Source organism: Psychrobacter sp. ANT206 (genome assembly GCF_056880555.1).
Map to the genome: position 1 here is coordinate 2,027,449 of NZ_CP096271.1, position 22,156 is coordinate 2,049,604.

The 22,156-nt window shown below is 38.0% G+C and carries 10 protein-coding genes and 2 tRNA genes; 6 read left to right on the forward strand and 6 right to left on the reverse strand.

Annotation, left to right across the window (positions count from 1 at the left end):
• Positions 1-208: 208 nt before the first annotated feature.
• From M0221_RS08400 to M0221_RS08415, 4 genes are all read right to left on the reverse strand, one after another.
• Complete coding sequence (locus M0221_RS08400) at positions 209-952, reverse strand: 16S rRNA (uracil(1498)-N(3))-methyltransferase (RefSeq protein WP_483283532.1); 744 nt, start codon at positions 950-952, stop codon at positions 209-211.
• 8 nt (positions 953-960) lie between these two features.
• Positions 961-2,556 (reverse strand): 3-deoxy-D-manno-octulosonic acid transferase, encoded by a 1,596-nt coding sequence (locus M0221_RS08405; RefSeq protein ID WP_483283533.1) that lies wholly within the window; start codon positions 2,554-2,556, stop codon positions 961-963.
• A gap of 122 nt (positions 2,557-2,678) precedes the next feature.
• Complete coding sequence (locus tag M0221_RS08410) at positions 2,679-4,178, reverse strand: tetratricopeptide repeat protein (protein WP_483283534.1); 1,500 nt, start codon at positions 4,176-4,178, stop codon at positions 2,679-2,681.
• Between the two features lie 102 nt (positions 4,179-4,280).
• Positions 4,281-5,924, reverse strand: coding sequence for a cardiolipin synthase (locus tag M0221_RS08415; protein WP_483283535.1), 1,644 nt, complete (start codon positions 5,922-5,924; stop codon positions 4,281-4,283).
• Positions 5,925-6,205: 281 nt separating this feature from the next.
• Here M0221_RS08415 and M0221_RS08420 point away from each other — a divergent pair.
• Both M0221_RS08420 and M0221_RS08425 read left to right on the forward strand, forming a co-directional pair.
• Positions 6,206-6,281: transfer RNA gene (locus M0221_RS08420), tRNA-Val, on the forward strand.
• Positions 6,282-6,346: 65 nt separating this feature from the next.
• Positions 6,347-6,423, forward strand: a tRNA-Asp gene (locus M0221_RS08425).
• A 299-nt stretch (positions 6,424-6,722) separates the two neighbouring features.
• Here M0221_RS08425 and M0221_RS08430 read toward each other — a convergent pair.
• Both M0221_RS08430 and M0221_RS08435 read right to left on the reverse strand, forming a co-directional pair.
• Positions 6,723-8,015: a 5-methylcytosine restriction system specificity protein McrC gene (locus tag M0221_RS08430; protein ID WP_483283536.1), complete on the reverse strand. Its 1,293-nt coding sequence runs from the start codon at positions 8,013-8,015 to the stop codon at positions 6,723-6,725.
• A 7-nt stretch (positions 8,016-8,022) separates the two neighbouring features.
• Positions 8,023-9,933, reverse strand: coding sequence for an AAA family ATPase (locus tag M0221_RS08435; RefSeq protein WP_483283537.1), 1,911 nt, complete (start codon positions 9,931-9,933; stop codon positions 8,023-8,025).
• A 315-nt stretch (positions 9,934-10,248) separates the two neighbouring features.
• Between M0221_RS08435 and M0221_RS08440 the strand changes: the two genes are divergently transcribed.
• The 4 genes from M0221_RS08440 (at position 10,249) to M0221_RS08455 (ending at position 22,118) form a co-directional block, all read left to right on the forward strand.
• Positions 10,249-10,800 (forward strand): hypothetical protein, encoded by a 552-nt coding sequence (locus M0221_RS08440; RefSeq protein WP_483283538.1) that lies wholly within the window; start codon positions 10,249-10,251, stop codon positions 10,798-10,800.
• A 17-nt stretch (positions 10,801-10,817) separates the two neighbouring features.
• Positions 10,818-15,545, forward strand: a complete 4,728-nt coding sequence (locus tag M0221_RS08445; RefSeq protein ID WP_483283539.1) for an AAA domain-containing protein — start codon at positions 10,818-10,820, stop codon at positions 15,543-15,545.
• A gap of 130 nt (positions 15,546-15,675) precedes the next feature.
• Positions 15,676-20,718: an AAA domain-containing protein gene (locus M0221_RS08450; protein WP_483283540.1), complete on the forward strand. Its 5,043-nt coding sequence runs from the start codon at positions 15,676-15,678 to the stop codon at positions 20,716-20,718.
• A complete protein-coding gene (locus tag M0221_RS08455) occupies positions 20,718-22,118 on the forward strand; it encodes a hypothetical protein (protein WP_483283541.1) in 1,401 nt (466 codons plus the stop codon). Before M0221_RS08450 ends, M0221_RS08455 begins: the two co-directional genes overlap by 1 nt.
• Positions 22,119-22,156: the final 38 nt, after the last annotated feature.

Consider the following 22,156-nt stretch of genomic DNA (forward strand, 5'->3'; position numbering starts at 1 on the left):
CATGGATTGATAGGATTAAAAAGACCCTAATGTCTGGAAAGCATATACTAATGGAAATGATATTAATTATCAATACATTTATTTAGCCCGATTATTTAGTTAAATAATCGACAATTAATGCTGTGTATAGTGGTTTTTTAATGGGGTTTTAATACCGTTGTAATGAATCTTGCCGCATTTCCAACTAAGACTTATATCAGTTATTATCTTACAATAGCCATTGTCCGAGAATAGCATTGACTGCCGCTTCGGTGCGCAATATTCGCGCACCGATATGTACCGCTTGGCAGCCTTGCCTTGCAAGCAGCTCAACTTCATAATCAATCCAGCCGCCTTCTGCACCGATAAAAACCATGCTCGGTAGTATCGATTTCTGAGGTGATTCAGAGCTTTCTAATTGTTGTTGCACATACTTTGAAAACGATAATTCCGCATAAGGGTGAGCGACAATAGCTCGATTGGTGATTAAGTTTGCCAACTCATCTTCAACAAAGGGCTTAAAGCGTTTTTGCAAACTGATACGCGGCGCGACGGTATCAATGCCTTGTTGCAGCCCTTCTAATACGAACTCATCAAGGCGACTCAGCATCGGGCTTTGCCAGTAGCTTTTTTGCGTACGATAGCTGTTAATCAAGATGATATCGCGGACACCAAGCGCGGTCATATCCATAATCAGACGGCGCAATACTTTTGGGCGTGGCAATGCTAATACCACAGTGAGATCAAGCTTAGGCGGCGGTGCTGTGACCAAACTTATCTCACATAAATCAATACGCTCAGGCGTTATATCAGCAATAATAGCAGTGCCAAGATTGCCTTCTAACTGCCCAATTTTTAGGGTGTCGCCTACTTTCGCTCCCAGAACTTGGTTGACATGCTCAATTTGCGCCACGGCATTGATATATGCAGATTCATTAGAAAAGTTTGCAGCCGGTAATAAAATACAGTTCATAGTGGCTCTTAATTTAAATCTTGGCTAACACTTTGAAGAGCATGCTGCTCGATGACTTTTTCTATCATCGATAATTGACGACTCAATACTGCTTGCTGCTGATCGGTCATCTGCGCGCCCGCCTCCCCTGCCTGTTTAGCCAATGCTAAATGACTCAGCCAATATTTTAGCTGCTGATAAATCAGTGTCTCATCAGCGGCAGAATTTTGGTTTTCGTTCGCTTGTTCATCATGATTATTAGTATGATCAATAGCCTGATAAAAAGGGTTGTTTGGCTGATATAACGCCCCTACGCTCGCCAGTTTATCCACGACACTTTGACAAGATTGAGTATGAACACCCATTAAAACCGGTGTCGCCACACTTGCCGGCTCAACTGGATTATGTCCGCCCACCTCGACCAATGAGCCGCCAACCAATGCCACATCGGCAAGAGCATACCAATTCATTAACTCACCCATGCTATCCGCCAGATAGACTTGAGTGTTTATATCAATAGCTTCTGCTGCACTGCGCCGTGCCATGGTCAAGCCTGAATTTTGAATGAGCGCTGCCACTTCATCAAAACGCTCTGGATGGCGCGGAACGATAATAAGTAGCGCTTTTGCCAATGCAGGGTTTGACAGTAATTGCTGCTGCCATGACAGTACCGTATTCTCTTCACCACCATGAGTGCTTGCTGCCAACCAAATTGGGCGATTGACCACGCCCAAATCACTCGCCGTCACACTCGTTTTTTCTGCTAACTCTGGCTGCTCGCTATTTACGATATCGACATCAATCGCCTTATCATCATCTGGCTCAGACACATTAGACAATTTAGGCGTATTAATGACCCACTTTAGCGAGCCTGCCACACGGATTTGGGCGCTATGCGCACCCAATTGTCGAAAGCGTTTGGCAGAGTCATTATCCTGCGCAATGATTAAACTCAAATTTTTCATCATGCTGGTGCTGACTGCGCCAATTTTTTGATAGCTTTTAAAAGAGGATGCTGACAGTCGCCCATTCACCAAGATACTTGGCATATGATGCTCAGATAATTTGGTTAAGATGTTTGCCCATAGCTCTGTTTCTACAAATAAAGCAGCAACAGGTTGTACATGAGTTAAAAAGCGCTCAATCACCGCCGGACTGTCAACCGGTACATAACTATGACTCAATCGACCTTGCGCAATGTCTTCTGCAAATCGACTGGCACCGCGCGCAAAACCAGTCTGGGTAGTGTTGGTCAGCCATATCCGATAACCACGAGACAATAGTGCATCCAATAATGGCGCAACGGTATTGGTTTCTCCTAAAGAGACCGCGTGGCACCAAATGGTTTTATTTCGCTTATTAACATTGATGCTGCTGTTTAAATCCGCAGCTGGCAGATACGTTTCTGTGGCTATAGGAGGCGCAGGATAACGCTTACCAAAACGCTGTTCAACTTCTTGCTGATAATTATCGCGCGCATGCGAGCGGCGCCATACTTGCAGGCGATATAACGGCTTTAATAAGCTTATGCCGACTTGATAATACACAGGTGGCTTATATACCGCATGGCTTTGCAGAGGCTGTGCCTGAATAGAAAGATTTTTTGAGGTGTCAGAAGATGGCATGCAAAAGCCCAGATAATTAATGGAGCAGATAATAGGAGTCGCGCACAAAAAACGCACCAATTCTACCTGAATTTATTGCCAAACAATACGTTTTTAAATTCAAGGATGTTGGTCATCGTTTTTTAGACCAAAATAATAATGAGTAAGGCTATTACGATAATGACTGCAAACAGTAGCTGATAGCGCTTAAGGCTATGCTGCTCTTGCTTTTGGGTGTTGATTAACGTTTGTGCTTGTTGCCACTTACCGACCAAGCTTGCCGCTTCCACATGACCGTTTTCTGCCGCTTGCTCGAGCCAATATTTACCAACCTTAAGGTCTTGCGTAACCCCTACGCCTTGATAATACATTTTACTCAGTAAGCGCTGAGCGCGGCTGTCATTTTTACTTGCCGCTTGTTGCACCCATTCAACCCCAGCCTCTATACCAGCGACTTTATCAGCGCCTTCGTTTGCTATCAGACCTTCGCCGAGCAGCTCATACATCGCCAAGCGCAACATCGCAGCACTGTTTCCTGCATTTGCAGCGTTTTTTAATCCTAGCAAGGCCTGCTGCTTTGCTTGCAGATGCGCCTCTGAAAAGACGACTTGCTTACGGGGTTTTTCTTGCTTTGCAATATGACGTTCAAACTGATCTAAAACCTTGCACGCCTTCTCATATTCAGTTTCGCCCGTGGTCTGTGTTACTTCTATCTCATGTAGCTCTGTTAATAGTTGGCTAAAAATCTCTGGCGTGGGTGGTTTTTTTGCGACTGCCGTGGTTTTTACTGGTTCTACTATAGGTGCTACCGTTGCGTTTGTTCTTTCTATATATTCTGCTAATGGCACTGATGTAATTGTAGTAGCTGATATAGAAGATACATTACCCATTTTGTCATCTGAAAGTTGAGTTGTCGCCATGTCTATGGACGACTTACTATTCGAGTAAAGGGATGTGCTACTATTTTCAGGGCTTACTTTCTCAATAAATACCTTTTCATTTGCTGTTTGAGTGTTTGGTTTATCTGCTACGGTCGTATCAACCAAATGAGGCTGATGATTTACAGCTTTTGGCAATCTGTCACTAACGGCTTGGTATAAGCCGCTAGCGACCTCACCACCTTGCGCCGATTTAAACGCGCGGTCGATATGACCAAATAAACGCATCCCTATCGGTTCTAAAGCAAAGAAAAGCGGGATATTGTCTTTATCATTGCTATCTTTGGTATTAACATCAGTATCAGCGCCATAAAACATTGCCATATGCTGATAAAAATCATCGGTCGTCAGTACTAACTCAGGATAGCGGGCATCTAGCTCAAACTGACCAAACCAACGTGGCGATTGTTGCCATTGCTGCGCTAATACTCGCCCTGCATAAAACGCCAAAAACACCATAAAGTTACGATAGCGCTCATCTTTTAATAACGTTGCTTCATCCCAAATGCTTGTTTTGACCATATCGCGACGTATCTGAGACAGTAGCGTATCTATGCGCTGCAAGCTTGCCAGAGATTCATCCAAACCACAGTGATGCAAATCCACTTCGTAAGCGATACCGCCTGCGACAGCACGCCTTGCCAAAAAATCTTGCCAATAACCTGTTGCAATATAATCAAGGGGCGTTAAGGGCGATGCAGACATAAGAAACGCGTATCCTTTAAAAAAGTAAATTAATCATAGAGGCAATGAACTACAGGCAGTTATGCAAAATATAGTGCTTACCTTAACTTAAAATATGTAGGGCTACAATAATGGACTAAATAAGCGTATCACATTATCAAACAAGCGTTCAGCCTTATGACGCCGTTGCCACTGATCCAAGGTTAAAAAACGACAGCTTTGTAAATACGAATCTTGACAAGCGGCAACTTGCGCGACCATTTCAGGCGTATAAATCGCCAAACTGACTTCCATGTTCAGATAAAAGCTGCGCATATCGATATTGACGGTACCAAATATACAATAATCGTCATCTATAACTACTGTTTTGGCATGCAGCAGACCACCCTTAAACAGAGCAATGCTAACGCCCGCTTCTAACAACTCTTGGTAATACGCTTGCGAGGCGTGCTGAACTAAGAATGAATCAACCTTTTCAGGGATAATCAGCGTAACTTTGACCCCGCGCTTGGCTGCCGTCACTAGCGCGCCTGACAAAGCTTCATCCGGTACAAAGTACGGCGTTGTGATACAAATACAGTGATTAGCACGATGTAAAACGGTTACTAAGGTATTATAAATAACGTGAGCGGTCACTTGTGGCGCTGAAGGAATCAGCTGCGCGACCACGCCTTTTACTACCGGCATCTGCGGAATCACTGTCGACATCGCACCAGTACAGGGGGTTTCTACATTTTCTATCCCATCATCCAATACTTTGATGCGACTATTGATGTCATTAATCGTCGGATTGCGCACATATAGCTTACGTGTGTAGCTGTTGACTCGTTGATGCAGCGCATCTAGATTGTCACTGTTTTCCGCCCCGATATCGGTCACCACCACTTTTGCCATTGCAGTCGCAATGCTAATGTCATTATCACTGACACTGCGTATCGCCACATCAATCCATTCACCGACGTCTTTATTCTGCTTAAAAAACTTAGGATCAACCAAATTAAAGCTACCGATATAACCGATATAACCATCAATAACTACGATTTTACGATGATTACGCAAATCTGAACGCTTAAATAACGTTTTAAACAACCCTACTGGCAATGACTGATGGACAAAAACGCCTGCTTTTTCTAATTTTCGATGGGCTTTACTGTTAAAAAAACTAAAACTCCCCACACTATCAATCAGAATATGACACTCAACTCCGCGTTGAGCGGCTGCCATTAACGATTCTATAACATCAAGCACCTGCCCCTTAGGATAAATAATATAAAACTCCATCAAGATACTGCGCTGAGCGGCATTGATGTCATCAATCAAACGTTTAAAAATAATATTGGCGTGCGTCAACAATTGCATATCATGGTTTGAGAATACCCCAAACCCTGTCCAGCGCGTACCGATATGACTGACCCCACGGTAATGAGTCGGCAATACCTCTTGCCCTTCATCAAACACCAAGCGCTCCCGTTGTGCCATCTCATTCATCAGTAGTCGCGCTTGATCCATTCGCTGGCGATAACGTCGACCTATCATCGGCTCACCAACCAGCACATAGGCAATCAAGCCAAATACGGGCAAAGTAAACAAAACCGCTATCCATGCAATTGCCACCCCAATATTGCGCTGTACCGAGACAATACGCAACGTCATCACAATCATAAGAATAATATGAAATATCAGACCTAGCCCAGCAAAGTCTGTCCAAGACCATGCTGCCACTTGCTGCTCAGTAGTAGATAAAGCTTCTATTGTTTTCGCCTCCAACTGGTAATAGCACAATATAATCAAATACGACCAATCAAGTATAGTAGCTTTTATCCGCCGCGCAATAGGTAACTATTCGTTGACTAGGTAGTTGTCATATGGGCTGTTACATCATCTAGCCATACTCTCAAACGCCTTTTTAATAATCATTTTTTAAAAAATGTAAAATAGTGTTTGACAGCCATGTGTAAATCTATATAATACACACCCACAGCAGCAGAGCTTAGTGACAAACTTAGAGCTCAGTTGATGTTGAATAAATTGCTTAGCAATTGTTCGAAGGGTGATTAGCTCAGTTGGTAGAGCGTCTGCCTTACACGCAGAATGTCGGCGGTTCGAATCCGTCATCACCCACCACTATTTAGTATAGCGTTACTCTAAAGTAGTAGGCTAAGTGGTTAAATAAACTAAGTATGACCTAAGCAGCGGTAGTTCAGTTGGTTAGAATACCGGCCTGTCACGCCGGGGGTCGCGGGTTCGAGTCCCGTCCGCTGCGCCATATTTAAAACGAATTTAGACTTTCGAGTTTAAGCAAGTTTCGCCTCAAACATTAGATTGTTTGAGGTTTTTTTGTGCTTGCAGTTATTCTAAAAGCCTGTGTTTATAAGGGTTGGATGTTTTCCCTATGTTGACCTTTACGAAATACTCTACTCTTTAACAATGCATGAATGACAAGTTTTCTTGCAAACGCTCTATGCTTTGAAAATCAGTGACCAAGTGCTCGGTGACCAAACGGTGACCATTTCGTGACCAAGATTGTTAAAATTAGTCATGGTAAACGATCCCGTTTGACAGAGTTTATTCAGCTATTTTATTTTTGAGAACAGGGACAGAGATTGGTACCTTATAGAATTTAGTAAAGCCTTCAATCGATTTGCTAGCGGTTAAACAGTTTGGCAGCTTATCCCCCTCATTTTGATCAGTATAGATAACAACGCAACTAACAACCTTTGATGACTGCTCCTCTACCGTATGGTAGCCTAGCTTATCTAGTATACCCATATCTCTTGCATAACCACTTATCTGTTTAATATCATCAATGATATAGCTTAAATTCTTGTCTTGTTGATAAGTTGGTCTGTATTTGGCATCTATAATGAGCGGTTGCATGTCATCTATTAATAAATAGTCTGGGTACCCGTAGTTACCTTTGGCTTGAAAAAGTATCTTATCTCCATATTTATCTTTCAGAAGCCCCAATATGTATAATTCAAAGAGCTTTGACATATCAATCCAGAACGGCGGTACTGATATCTTTTCAACGGTATTCTGGTCGATTTCACTGATATGATAACCAAAGCGCTTAAGAATAATCTTAGAGAGCTTTAACGCTTCCTGATACTCTTTATAAAAAGAATTACGCTTAACTGATTTAAGCTCATGTAAATTGACTTCATCACTGACACTTTCAAAAGCAGGTTTGCAATAGTCAATTAAGTACTTCATTGATCCAAGGTATTCTGGGTATTGAGATAAATAACGTCTAACAAAGCTTAGCGTATGCTTTAAAACTCTATTTTCAATGCTATCAAAGCCAAATTCTTCATAACTACAAAAGGTGTTCGTAACTTTATTTCGAACTACATTCTTTTTGATATTCTGAGCAATTAAGACTTTGCCTTTAATTCTGCTATTAAGATTGCGTTCGACTTTATAATAGGATTGCTTTAATCCCTTCTTCACCAAGCTTTTGAGAATTTGAAGAAACTGCATGATTAGTAGTGGAGTTAATAAATCCATCTGCTGGTCAATTTCGATAAAAGGCTCGTTTAGCTTAATGTAGTATAGGTCTTTGGTATTCTTAGCAATGCTACCATGCGTAAGACATGATTGAAGCATGCCAAGGTAATCAACTTCCTGAACACTATTATTAATCTTCGGTGCAACATAAATGGCTTGTTGATTCTTAACAAGCCAGTCTGCGCCTATAAAATATGACATTTTAAGCGAAAGACTTTCTCTGCCATAAAGAACCTGAATACAGCGCTCATTTTTCTTATTATCTTGAAAAAATATATCTGAAACCTCTACACTCTTACAAGCCAAGTCTATCTGCTTGTGTTCGCGCACAGTTTCTAAGTGGTTTGACATTATTAGCTTAGACATGAAGGTTTTTGACTACCTCTCTAGCGCTATCTAATAAAACACCGTCCTTTATGTACTCGTATAGAATGGGTTTAATCTCATATTTCAGTTTTATAGAAAGCTCTTTATAGAAATCTTCCTCGGATATATCCTTTTTAGATGGTAAGAAGTAGCTATGACCCAACTGAACGTCATCAGCATCAAAGTCAGAAGAAATTTGAGCATTATCACCTTTGAATAATTTCTCAATAGATTCGAATAGCTTTGTAGCTTTTTGAAATGTGATTACTTTTTTTGATGGCAATACGTCATAAAATGCAAAACGTCTACGAATAGCGTAGTCAATATGACCTACCGAACGATCGGCTGTATTCATTGTGCCTATGACATATAAGTTTTTAGGCAGTTTAATATCTAGTGTATTTTCATACTCATACATAGATTCAACGCTCTCACCACGATATTCAAGCGCATAAATAAGCTCACCTAGGACAGATGGTAGATTAGCGCGATTAATCTCGTCGACTATAAGAATGTACTTACCATTAGGGTTATCAATAGCTTTTTTTGCAAACTCAGCGAGAATCTTATTCTCAACTTCATAGCTGATATTTCCAGCATCATTAGTCTTGGCAGCAATACCTCTAACAAAGTCTTCATAAGTATAAGCAGGATGAAACTGAATTATTTTATACTCACCATGAGTCATCACTTCATCAAACTCAGATAAATCCTCTCCATCCTCTAAATTAAAGTTATTCCAAAGAATGCTAATAAACTCAATATTCGTAAGGTCAGTATCTAATTGATTATTTTTACTAAGATAAATATCATTTAGCTTAGTGTTTTTTGTAATTACTCCTAGCTTCTTGTCGTAACTACCAAACAGCTTTAGAGCATTATTCAATATTTTCTCACTGTTTACAGGGAAATATTCATCTGGATAGTAGCTATGTAACACTTTTAACGTGAAACATGGACCAAAAAATTTAATGGAATCATCAAGGTCAGTTTTTTGAATTAGCTTTGATAGCTCATTAGCAATCTGCTTCATTGCAGACTCATCATCAGTTGAATTAGCAACCTTTTTATTGAGCATGTATCTATCGTTCTTCTTACTCCAATATATAGGGTAGTTGTTTGAAAATCCTGGTGAGAATGTACCCAATCTTTCTAACCCTACCTCTAGCCACCAGCAGAGCGAGTCGTTATCCCCATGCCCAATTGCATATTCTGACAAAGAAAGTCCGCTTAAGCACTCCTTAGGAAAAGATTCATAAAATTTAGATAATAATTTATCGTTTTTTGATCTAGCTGATTTTACTTCATCAGACTCTGTATCGAAGTTTTTCACTAAATCATCAATTATGGATTCAGGTGTACCCTTAAGTTCAGGTTGCGTCAAATTCTTAGCAACCAATTTAGCCAGTCGAGTTTTACCTGTGCCTGGCGGGCCTTGTAAAATTACTTGATGCTTGTATTTTAGGAGTGCAGATACTTCATTAATTTCAGTGTTACTCATAACTTCCTCATACCATTTTTTAATATTGATGTTGGTTTCTGCATCGCTATTGGTCATGTCGCATCTAGTTAAGGTCTTCCTACCTACAATTTTTAGATCATATGCTGTACGATACCAATCTAATATTTCAACTTGACGCCTTCGCTCAAACCAATCGAAATCTCTATTGGTTTCACTCTTGTATTCATATTCTCCTATTACTTTCACTAAAGCTATTAAAGTTTCCCCTCTTTTAATAGCTACAATGTCTCCAATATCCATATCATTTTGAAAGCTAAGTTGTTGAGCTTTTCTTTTTTCTTTCCAGTCACCCATACCAATGTAACCTACTTGCTCGAGAACTTCTTTTTCACGTTTCCAATTTATATTATCTTCATGCAATTGCATATGCCAAAAATTCATTCTGTTCCCTTATTTTTACCAAATAGCTAAACGTTTTTGTCTATTTATAGGTTTAATGGCTATAGTATTATTTTTATAAAACAATGTTTGGTATAGTAGTGCTGACCCTTAGCTCTGAAGAATACTTATTCAAATACTTGTTGGCCTTAACTTTATCAACATTTTTCAGCTATATTAAGCTATTTAATTTTTAGATTGCTAATCTGCATGATTTAGGCAATTCTAAAGTATTTTATGCGAATTAGCATTTACACCTATTTGAAAGATGCTAGATGTTTTCAGATGTAATACTGAATATACGAAATGGAAGATTAAATGAGTAAACGTCCTTATTTCAGATACAGTGGTGAAGAGTTGAAAGCTCTCTTTACGGAATCTAAGAATGATATTGAGACCCTTACAGCCTTGAAGTTTGAACTCAGTCATAGGAAGTATTCAAAATCACGATTACTGGAAACTGAAATTGAAAAATTAATTGTATCTAATCCGAACAAAAATAGTTCTTGCGGGGAACATTCGATACCTTCGTCACCATATAGTACAGAAGCAACGATTATACATAATCCGAAACCTAAAGCCGTAGAGCCTGAACCTATAGTATTACCGACTATAACTCCTCCCGAACGCTACATCGTAGAATGTGAACAGTGTCAAACGCCAAACTTTTTATATGCACTTGATGATAAAGTGCAGTATCTATCTTGTTCAAACTGCAAAACATCTTTTGAAGTTCAATTCAAACAAGGTGTTATGAGAACTACCTTTCATACTAGACCTCAAGTACCTTCCCAAATCAGTTTTAAGACTGTTAGTTGGTTAATAGCACTAGTTGCTCCCTTAGTATTTATTATCTATCTATTCATGTAAGCTGGAAAAATTTCATTATGAATATTCAACAAGACAGATTATCTGCACTAATTAAGTTTACCCAACAAACATTGTTGATGGGTAAAATTCCAATAACTAGTATTTCTCAGCATACTAGTTTTGTAAGGCTAGAAGAACAACTACAAAACTTGCCCGGTGTTAAATTAAATCAAGATGTGGAGTCAGTAGATGAGACTTGGCTATCTATTGAACGTCTGCATGCAAGTCCGGCTCCGCTACCTGAGAGTCATCTATTAAGATTATGGATAGAGTTTCCTCAAAAATTTAACAATGCTCCCAGCCTTCAGGAAAGAGTCTTAACAAGCAGGTTGCTAGAGGCAGGAGTGAAATTTCCTGATATCACTCCTGCGCAGGCAAAGACTGAATCCGATATTGATTTATTGATGTCATTAGAAGAAGGTTTAGAACTGCACTCTGAGACTGAGACTGAGACTGAGACTGAGACTGAGACTGAGACTGAGACTGAGACTGAGACTGAGACTGAGACTGAGACTGAGACAAAACATACCGTCTTAAATGATTTTTTTGATAAAGAAAATATAGAAAAAGAGCTAAAAAGTTATATAGAAAAATCATGGAAACCATGGCTAGAACAAGAAAAGCAAATAAGAAAAAGCATTAAACTTTATTCTGACTTATTTTTACTGACTAAAGAATTACAAGGTAATTTAGCTGATGCGAAGCTAGAATTGGTATGGGGTGTTGGTATTGCTTTGTGGAATCAAACTGATGCGAGAGCTATTAATTATCCTGTACTGACTCAGTCAGTAGAAATCTCATTAGATAAAAATACAATGGCTTTGTCAGTTAGACCTAACTTATCGCCAGTAAAGCTAGAGACTGACATATTCTCATCCACGGAGAATCCTAATTTAGTCACCTTGATAGAAACTAGTAAGTCTTTTTTCGAGTCTGAGGATTTAGTATTTAATCCTTTTAATCCAAGTACCTATGCACCAATCTTAAGATCAGCAGCTATGCTTTTGGATGCTTCTGGGAAGTGTTGGACAGATCAAACTACGAACGATAGTGTAGAAGATAGGAAGCTACCAAAAGCGACTGACAATTTAGTTGTTACCGATACTTGGGTTTTAATGGCACGTCCAAGAGGTGATAATTTTCTTCTACAAGACTTAGAAAATTTTGCTGGAAAATTATCTGATGATTCTTCCGAATTTATATGCGGTGCATTAGAAGCTATTCTGACTGAGCCTGACACAGAAAATAAAGAAGTGACCCTGCCAGCTTATCGTGGAATTTCAGCAGTTATAGGTAGCGAGGATAATTATAGTAAACCTCATGACTTATACTTCCCAAAAGCTTATAACGATGAACAAGTCCGAATCATTCAGATGCTCCAAGCTTATGACGGTGTAGTAGTGCAAGGACCGCCTGGAACTGGTAAGACCCATACTATTGCTAATGTCATTTGTCATTATCTTGCACTGGGTAAGAGAGTTTTGGTTACTTCAATGAAAGATCCCGCGCTATCGGTACTAAAGGAAAAGCTACCAGAAACTATTCGCCCATTAGCAGTTAGTCTATTAAGCAGTGATACCGAATCAATCAAACAATTCGAATCTTCTATTAGAAAAATTTCTAGTGAAATCTCAAGCATAGACCGTAAACAATATCAGAATACTATCAAGCAACTTGATGATGAGATCGATGCTACCCATGCATATTTAGCTAGTACAGATACTTCTATTTCTCATTGGGGAAGGCTCAATCTCGAAGAGATTATCATCGACGATGAACATGTAACACCTCTTCAAGCTGCTGAAGAAGTTGCATTAAAACAGGCTGATATAAGTTGGTTTCCCGATAAGTTGGATATAGAGGATACTTTCAAACCACAGTTCTCAAGCTCAGATATTGTTGATTTAAGAATGGCTAGAATCAACTTAAAAAAAGATTTAATTTATCTCAACAAAACCATTCCTAATCATAACAACTTTCCACCGATCAATGAAATTATTGAGCTACACCAAAATCTTATACACATTAAGGAACTGCAACAAGCTGAAACTACAGGTGCTCTACCAGAATTAATAAACAATACTTCCGAGACAATTCAAACTATTGGAGACATTGTTACTCAAATAGTGCAGTTAAAATCACAACTTAATATTGTCGATAAAGCTGACCAGAATTGGACAACGCTATTCAGACAGAGTTTAAATAGTAATACAACAGAAGTTATTGACTATTTTATTGCTTTGAAAGAGGAAATTGAAACTTTAATTGCTCAAAGAATGTTTTTTATAACTAAGTCTGTAAGTATGTCTAAAGATATCGATAACAATGACGAACTGAAAGATTCTATAAGAAATCTATCTCAAGGCAAAAAACCATTTGGTTTAGCAGGTTTATTCGGTAAATCTGCTGAAAAAAAGTTGTTAGAAGATATTCAAGTTAATGGTGTCCAAGCAGTAACCCACGAAGACTGGCAACATGTTTTAGCGTTTATTGATTTTAAACAAGTAGCAAAAGTGCTTATCGTCCGTTGGAATGCTTTATCTGCTGAAATATCCTTACCAAGCTTTGAGCCTAATGTTGATAGCTTACTTGCTTTAAAGTCAGCAGTTGAAATGAGTGAGATTATTCAGTCAAATTGTCAGCTAGAAAAAGAAATACAATCATCATTCGACTCAATATTTCTAAACTTGCAAGCCAATAACGATAGTTATTATTCGCTAAAAATATTAACTGAGATTGAGCAAACTCTAAATCAACATTTGACGAAGCATTCTTTATCCAAGACTTGGAAATCAAAAGAAAATATAGAAAACTTACTCTTAGAACACTCAGGAATTATTACAGAACAATTAACTACATTTATTACGGATAATATTGGTAATAAAATCCACTCTGAACAATATATTGAAAGTGAATGGCTGACCTTAATGGTAGAGCTAGAACGTATTCGTGTTTTGACAGATGATTTTCAAGTTGTAAATGACGTGACCCAAGCCATCGAAAACTCGGGAGCAATAAATTGGGCAAACAGCCTTAGAAAAGAACCACCGTCTGATACTCAAGATAAATTATTACCAGATAACTGGCGAAAAGTTTGGCGCTTAAACCGCTTGGTCAGTTTTGTCAATCGTATTGATGCTCGTCAAGAACTAGTCGAATTGGCAACAAGACGTAAAGACTTAGAGAACAACTTAGCACGTCTTTATCAGGAAGTAATCACTAAGAAAACGTGGTTAAAACTATCAGAAAATGCTACTCCAACCGTTAGGGCGGCACTAGAAAAATACCGAGCTGCTATCGTTCGAATTGGTAAAGGTACAGGAAAACGTGCCCCACGCTATCGCCGCGAAGCTCAAGAAGCTTCTGAACAAGCAAGCGCTGCTATTCCTTGTTGGATTATGCCCCACTACCGTATCAGCGAGTCATTACCTGCTAATTTCGGTAGTTTTGATTTAGTTATCATTGATGAAGCATCACAGTCTGACTTAACTGCTTTACCAGCGCTTTTACGTGCAAAAAAAGTCCTAGTCGTAGGCGATGACAAGCAGGTTTCTCCTGATACTGTTGGGTTAAAAGAGGATAAGATAAAAGACTTGATGAATCAATACTTAGGAGATCAAGTCAAACTTTATCGCTCACAATTGTCACCTGATCGCTCAATATATGATTTGTTTAAAGTCGTTTTTGCTGGTAGCTCAGTTATGCTCAAAGAACACTTCCGTTGTGCACCAGCTATTATTGAGTTTTCTAAACGTGAGTTTTATGATCATGAGCTCAAACCGCTACGTAAGTCCAAACCTTCAGAGAGACTAGATCCTCCACTAATTGATGTTCATGTGACTGACGGTCATAGAAACACAAAGGGAGTTAATTTACCTGAAGCAAGATTTATCATTGATGAAATAAAAAATATCGTAGAAGACCCTGTATATATTGGTAGAACTATTGGTGTAATTTCTTTACTGGGCAATTACCAATCCCGAGAAATCATGGAGATGCTGTCTCGAGAACTGGGAGAAAAAGCTATTACAGATTTCGATATAGCTTGCGGTGATGCTAGAACATTTCAGGGTAAAGAAAGAGATATTATGTTCTTGTCCCTATTAGTCTCGCCTGGAGATGCCCACGCATTAACCACGGAGTCATTTGCACAACGTATAAATGTCGCTGCATCAAGGGCTCGCGATAGAATGTATCTAGTGCGCAGTATTGAATTGGATCAATTAAGTAAAGCCGATGTTTATCGATCAAAGCTTATTCAACACTTTAAACAACCTTTTATGCAGGATGAAGAGCAAGCAGATGACTTGCGTAGCAAATGTGAATCACCTTTTGAGATTGAAGTTTTTGATATTTTGGTAGAGCGTGGATATCGGGTGATACCACAAGTAGAGGTTGGTCGATATCGTATAGATATGGTTGTTGAAGGAGAAGATGATAATAGTTTAGCAATAGAATGTGACGGTGATCGCTATCATGGTCCTGATAAATGGGAAAGCGATATACATAGACAACGTATTCTTGAAAGAGCTGGTTGGAAATTCTGGCGTTGCTTTGCCTCAACATTCGTCATGCATAAAGAAGCTATCATTGATGAGCTTTTAGGTGAGCTTACTAAGCTTAATATTCACCCTATTTCGACTGCACAACCACTTAGTAGTTTATATACTGAGACTAGAAGAGTACAAGCTATCGCAGAGCCAGTAAATGAGAGTGAGTGTGAAGATGCTTCTAACCTTACTTAAAATTTAATGCTACTCATAGTATTAAACATTAAAAAAATATAGATCTTCAATAAACTAAAGACTTTTTCGAAATAATATAATAATGATTAGTTTTTATAGATTCGAATAGATATTAATCTAAGGATAAATAATGGAAGTACAGGATTGGGGTGGCGGGCTTACACAGCATGAAGTTCAAGCTATTGAAAAAATTAAAGCAAACTTTCAAGCATCAGATGCGCTAGCTGAGCTTAATAAGAAAGGCAATAAAAATGTTAGTTTGGCTGAATTTAAAAAAAGCGTACCTAGCAATCCTATGTTTCCATGGAAGGGATATTCCGGATTTAGATTGGCTGATCCTAAAGGCAATAAAGAAGGTGAGTTTGATTTAGTAATCATCACTCATTGCAATGTATTAATAATAGAATTAAAAGATTGGAATAATAACAAAATTACCAGTAGTAATAATCGTTGGTATCTTGGCAGTAAAGATATGGGAAAATCCCCAGTCTCTATTACACGTGATAAACAGTATTTAATTGATCGTATATTAAAGCGATACAAAAATAGATTTACTAATAAAGTCCGCACTCCAATTATACATTTTCTAGTCGTAATGACAGGTAATGCAGATTATAGCAAATTAGATGACAATGAGAAAATACATACTTTAAGCTTAAAAGAGTTTCTACAACTCAAAGATGAAAAGAAGTTTAATGGCCGTTTCAGACCTCATCCAGAGGCTAAGGTTTTAAATAAGGATTTTGCAATATTTGATGAGGTTTTTGGTGGAAGCAACATAAAACCTAAGAGTATTCGCGTGAATGGCTATGTAGCAGAAGATGACCCTGCATTTCAACATCCAAATAAAATCTATAATGAGTATTTTGCTCATTCAGAGCACTCCAAAAATGATCAAGTACTATTACGTCGTTGGGATTTTTCAAAGATAAAAAATCCAGAGGCGCAAACGCCTGATGGTAGATTCAAGTTAGTCAGCCGAGAGTATGAGGTTTTACAACACTTAAAGGGTATTAATGAAGAGCTTTACTCTGCCTGTTTGAACTATAAAACAGTCCCTCAAAAATCAGAGATGACAGTCGATCATACGGACTTATTTGACTTGATGCCCTCTCAACTTAGATTTAATCAATTTATCGGTCAAACAGCCAAACAAATTCTAATTAAAGACCGTATTGACTATGTCAAATTACTATTGCATAAATTTGTCGATTTACACAATGCTGATATTGCTCATAGGGATTTAGGAACACACAGTGTATGGCTATCAGCTGACAAGAAAGTTTCCCTATCCGGTTTCGCCACTGCTTTTTTTCCTAAGAAAGGAACTGTTGGAGACATTAGAGACATACTCACCGTATCCACTGACTTGGTCCAAAATATCTACCCTATAAACAAACCCACCGCCTACCAATTAGACGTACGAGCTTTGGCTGTATTATCCTGGCATATTCTACAAGCAAAGCGTTTATCTAACGATAGTATTGAGTCATTTAAACATGAATTAGAAGCTGATGATGAGTGGTATTCCCTTATTATTAGGAAAGCTTTATCTGAGGATTCTTATGTGAATGCAGAGGGGTTTTTAGGTGCATTTAACGAAGCTAAACCCATAGATGAGAAAGACTTTTCGTTCGATAAAGATCAGCTAGAACCTTTCTATCATGATATTAATTACTCTCGTCAGTTTAGAGAGGATGAAGATTTCATTGTTGAAACTGATGAAAAGGAAGTTTATGTATCTAATGGTCAAATAGTTAAGGCATGGTTAAATACTTTTCCAGTCAATGGAGATTATAAAGCTCGTGCCATATTTGATTGGCTACAAAGAACTTCTAGGTTAAAACAGCTTTCACCAAAATACATACCTAATATTCACGAGTTTGGTGTTGCTACTAAATCTGGTAGTTTGTATATGGTTAGCGACCTTGTAGAAGGTTTCGCGTGGTCAGAGTTACATAATTCAGATGACAAGTTAACTATTGAACATAAGTTTGGATTAATCGATCAACTTATTCATTCCGTTGAGCATCTTCATGGGATTGATATTACGCATGGTGATTTGCATCCTGAAAATATAAAAGTAAGTCAAATTGATTCTAATAGTATCGATTATCAGCTCTATCTACTTGATACTCTAGACTTTACTTCAAATGGCAATAGCAACTTAAATTATGATTATGCCCCTAGCCACGCTGAAAACGCTACGGCTCAAATGCGTGATATTTTTGCAGTTATAAAAATGAGTTGTGAGCTATTAGGGATCGCTTGGGGTGAAGACTCTACTGAATTTCCTGATATTGCTGAAGTCGTATCTACTGAGTTGTTAGACCTCAAATCAGGCTTTATTTCTCTTGAACGTTTTAAAGACGCTCTTCAACCAAAATCTGAAGTTCAAATGATTGCGGTAGGTATTGGCAATAGAGATTCTTTTGACACTCTTGAAATATATCCAGAAAACGATGAGCTGTTTTTTCAGTTTGAAAAAAGTAAAAGTAAAGAAAAGAACGACATACTAGTTAAATTTATAGGTTTAGGTGGTTTATTTAAAGCTTTTTACTCAATGACAGAAAAAAAATTCACGCATGTCCTACCGCCTATTAGCCGAGACCATATATCAGCTAAAGATAGAAGAGACAGCCAATCAATTATTTCTGTAGGAGTGCGGCTAACTAGCGAGCATCGTCATGATTTAGCTGATTTAAACAAAGTACTATTAAAGGACACTCATTTTACTAATGCAGTTGATGACTTTATTAAAGAGTTACAAATAACGGATGAAACTACCAATCAAAATGTAGAACTTGAATCTGAGCCTGATGTTACTTCTGAAATAATGGAATCTACTGAAGAACCTTCAAAGAAGGAAAACTCATACTCCTTTACAGTTAAGGAGTTATGGCAAGCAATTTTAAACACCGAAACCGAAGCGCTTCCATATATTACCGCCACTGACTCAGTTATTTGGCAGGATGAGGATAAGGTTTATGTACCCTACAATGGAGAAGTAAGCCCTTTAGACCAATTCGATAAAGACGATATTGTACAAGCTTTAGGCAAAGATACCGCTAATGATAAGACCTTTGTATATGGAAACATAGATGTTAAAAGGAGCTCTTTAAACGAGCTTCATTTTAAGCCAGGTAGTGTCAGACGTAATAACTCTATAGTTGAAGACACAATAGTTTATATACAAAGTAAACAGAGTAAGGTTTCTTTTAACCGTCGTAAAAATGCGCTATCTAGAATTTTAGATGGTGAGGCCGTAATCAATAACCTTTATGAATATTTTGATGCAACTTGTAAATTACCTGCTACTCATTACGACTCTACTATTGGTGAAGATGACTTCAAACGATATGATCGTATTAATGAATATGAGCAGACGATAAGATTAAATGATCCCCAAAAAGAGGCATTTGAAAAACTATTAAAAAACGGACCAGTATCTCTCCTACAGGGACCTCCTGGGACAGGTAAAACTGAGTTTATCGCAGCATTCGTACATTACTTATTTGAAAAACAGAATACTCAAAGCATACTACTGGTGAGTCAGTCTCATCAGGCTGTTAATACAGCGGCTGAAAGAATACGTCGTCACTGTCGTCGGCTTGATACAGAATTGGATGTTGTACGTTTTAGTAACCGTAGTAGAACTGTTTCAAGTGAATTACAGGATGTATTCTCTGAGAACTTGCAAAATTCAAAGTACGAGTTACTCAAAGCTGAAAAAATTGAACGCATTCAAAATCTTGGTTTATTATTGGGACTCGAAAAAGACTACTTACGTAAAAGAGCTCAAATACACTTTGATATAGGTAAACAAATTAAGCGTTATAACTTATTGATGAGTGATAAAGACAATAAGGAAAAGGATATAGATAATAAAGAGGAAACAAATCTTCTCAAAGCTATTGAGCAAGATATTGAATCTAAGATGGCTCAAACCAATTTCAATATAGATTTCAACATTAAGCAGTCAAGTATTGAAGATATTTATACCAAGTTAGTTTCTGAAATCAATAAAGAATACTCCGTTGAACCAAAGGAAAGCTCAGAAGCTGGTGAGTTAATTCAACTTACTGAAGATATGCTTGATTCATTATCAAATGAGCGTACTAACTATGCAGAGTTCCTTGCTAGATCACGTCAGTTAGTAGTCGGGACCTGTGTTGGTATGGGACAGTCACATATCGGTATTAACGAAAATGTCTATGATTGGGTAATCATTGACGAAGCAGCAAGATCAATCTCTAGTGAGTTAGCCATCGCCATGCAGTCTGGGAAGAGAGTGCTATTGGTTGGTGATCATAAACAACTACCTCCTATCTATTCACAAGAACACAAGTTAGCTTTAGCACGACGATTAGGTATTCCTAAACGAGGTGAAGAGCTAGATGATGCTTTAGGTAGTGACTTTGAGCGTGTATTCCAGTCTGAATACGGAAAAAATACTTGTGCTACACTAAAAACTCAATACCGTATGGCACCTGCTATTGGTAATCTTGTTTCATACTGTTTTTACGACGGTTTGCTTGAAAACGGTAAACAAGAAGAAGATATTCCTGATATATATAGCAGCGTACCCAAAGAGATCCAGTCCTGTGTCAGTTGGCTTGATACATCCTCTATGCCTAATGCATATCATACAGGTGCATCTAATGGGAGTTCGTCTAATCGGGTTGAGGTTGATGTCATCATCAAATTACTACAAGATATCCAAAACAACGATGAACTTTTAAGTAGTGAGACGGCCAAAAAGTGTTTGAAAGAAGGCGATCACTTAATAGGAGTGATCTGTATGTATGCAGAACAAAAACGACTGTTACGTAAAAAATTCAATGAAAATACTTGGGATGACAGCTTTAGACAGTTGATAAAGATCGATACGGTAGACAGTTATCAAGGTAAAGAAAATAGAATCATTATTGTATCTCTTACACGTTTTGATAAACAACTGACAACGGGATTCTTACATTTACCTAACCGTACTAATGTATCGCTATCACGAGCTATGGATAAGCTCGTTATTGTTGGAGCAACAAAAACTTGGGAAAGTCCAAAAAATAAACATACACCGTTAGCGGAAGTTCTTAACTATTTTAAAGAACACGGTAACGACTCAAAATATAATCTTATAGAACTGTCTTCTAACAAGCGAGGACGCAAATAATGAATAATTCAGGAAGCATAGCTTTTAATCAAATTGATTTTGCCATCAAGTCACCTAGCTTTAAAATCATATTTTCCTATATGGATGAGCGTGGAATTCCTTTTGTCAGAGAGTTTGTCCTACGTTTACTAAAGTTAAATTCGTGTAAACCTAAGCATCTAGCTGATTATTTTGACTTTACTCAAAGAGAAGCCGAAATCGCCATACAAGACTTGACTGATAAAGGATGGGTTGGATGGAATGAGGATGGTACTATCGGACTGTCAAGCAAGGGACAACTCTTATTTGATCAAAACAGTAAAGGTCCGAAAATACCTAGTTTGCAAGAGAGAACCCAACGTTTGCATTTAGAGCTATTAGATAGAAACTTCATACCGAAAAAAAGGATTTCTAAAGATAATCGTAATGCATTGGAATTAAATGTATCAAACAAAGACTTATCAGAGAGTAAGGATGTCGCTAAACGCCAGTTTCAATCAGACTTTATGAACCTAAAGGAAGATAAGGTAATCGAAAATCTTTCGGAGGACATTGAGCTGTACAAGATAGATTTAATTGAACAACTTTATACTGACTTTTTTAGATTTACCCAGCCTTTCGAAATTAATGCTGAAGACGGCACTCAGTTAGAGCGTAGCGAACTTGAGCTTACTAGGTCCGATAACATTCAACAAATGATTACTGAAACGCTGGGCAACCATAGATTGGGGCAAAACAACTTATCTGACATCATGCAAAGTATGGAGGCAATGAGGGCTTCAGATATCTTAAAAACTATAATAGGTGGTAAACTTGATGTCCATACATTTATGGAATTAGAGTTAAATAGTAACGACAAAACATATTTTGTCGGACAAACATATCATCAAAATAAAGTAGTTGATGAAATTACTAAACTAGCTAGTAAACTAAAGACAACTAAAAACTTGACTTGGGTTGCGCCGAGTGATTTTTATTGGGGCAAGCAAACAAAGCTAATTGAAGTAATTAACTCAATTTCCAACGGTTCTATGGTGAAACGCAATAAAGAAAAGGTCAGATTGTATAACTTTAAAACTTATTTACCGTTACCTGAAGAAAGTAGAAGCCTACGCAATGAAGTTCGTGATTTAAAGCATCAGTTCAAAGAAGTGTCTCAAGATAACCTTTACGGGTTTTCTGAAGGTTTTCTGAAGGGCAATACCGAAGTTATAGTATTAGAAGATACACTTGCTGTTGTTTGTTATCATGTTCAACTCCCTGATCAATACGATGTCACTCTACCTGTAGGATTCATGACTACCGATATAGAACAAGTGAATCATATTACAACAGTCACTCAAAGCTATTTAAACTCACCTATTTTTGATGAGGATAGTAAGTTTGATAGTTATGATTTTGGTTCTTTTAAAAACCTGTAAGTGATAATGGGATTGTTAATAAGGACCTTATTGTATTA

Bases quoted from the DNA above. Each gene is read 5' to 3' on its own strand.
- M0221_RS08430 (WP_483283536.1), bottom strand. From the start codon at position 8,015: ATGTCAAACCACTTAGAAACTGTGCGCGAACACAAGCAGATAGACTTG.
- M0221_RS08400 (WP_483283532.1), bottom strand. From the start codon at position 952: ATGAACTGTATTTTATTACCGGCTGCAAACTTTTCTAATGAATCTGCA.
- M0221_RS08445 (WP_483283539.1), top strand. From the start codon at position 10,818: ATGAATATTCAACAAGACAGATTATCTGCACTAATTAAGTTTACCCAA.
- M0221_RS08440 (WP_483283538.1), top strand. From the start codon at position 10,249: ATGAGTAAACGTCCTTATTTCAGATACAGTGGTGAAGAGTTGAAAGCT.
- M0221_RS08410 (WP_483283534.1), bottom strand. From the start codon at position 4,178: ATGTCTGCATCGCCCTTAACGCCCCTTGATTATATTGCAACAGGTTAT.
- M0221_RS08450 (WP_483283540.1), top strand. From the start codon at position 15,676: ATGGAAGTACAGGATTGGGGTGGCGGGCTTACACAGCATGAAGTTCAA.
- M0221_RS08455 (WP_483283541.1), top strand. From the start codon at position 20,718: ATGAATAATTCAGGAAGCATAGCTTTTAATCAAATTGATTTTGCCATC.
- M0221_RS08435 (WP_483283537.1), bottom strand. From the start codon at position 9,933: ATGAATTTTTGGCATATGCAATTGCATGAAGATAATATAAATTGGAAA.
- M0221_RS08405 (WP_483283533.1), bottom strand. From the start codon at position 2,556: ATGCCATCTTCTGACACCTCAAAAAATCTTTCTATTCAGGCACAGCCT.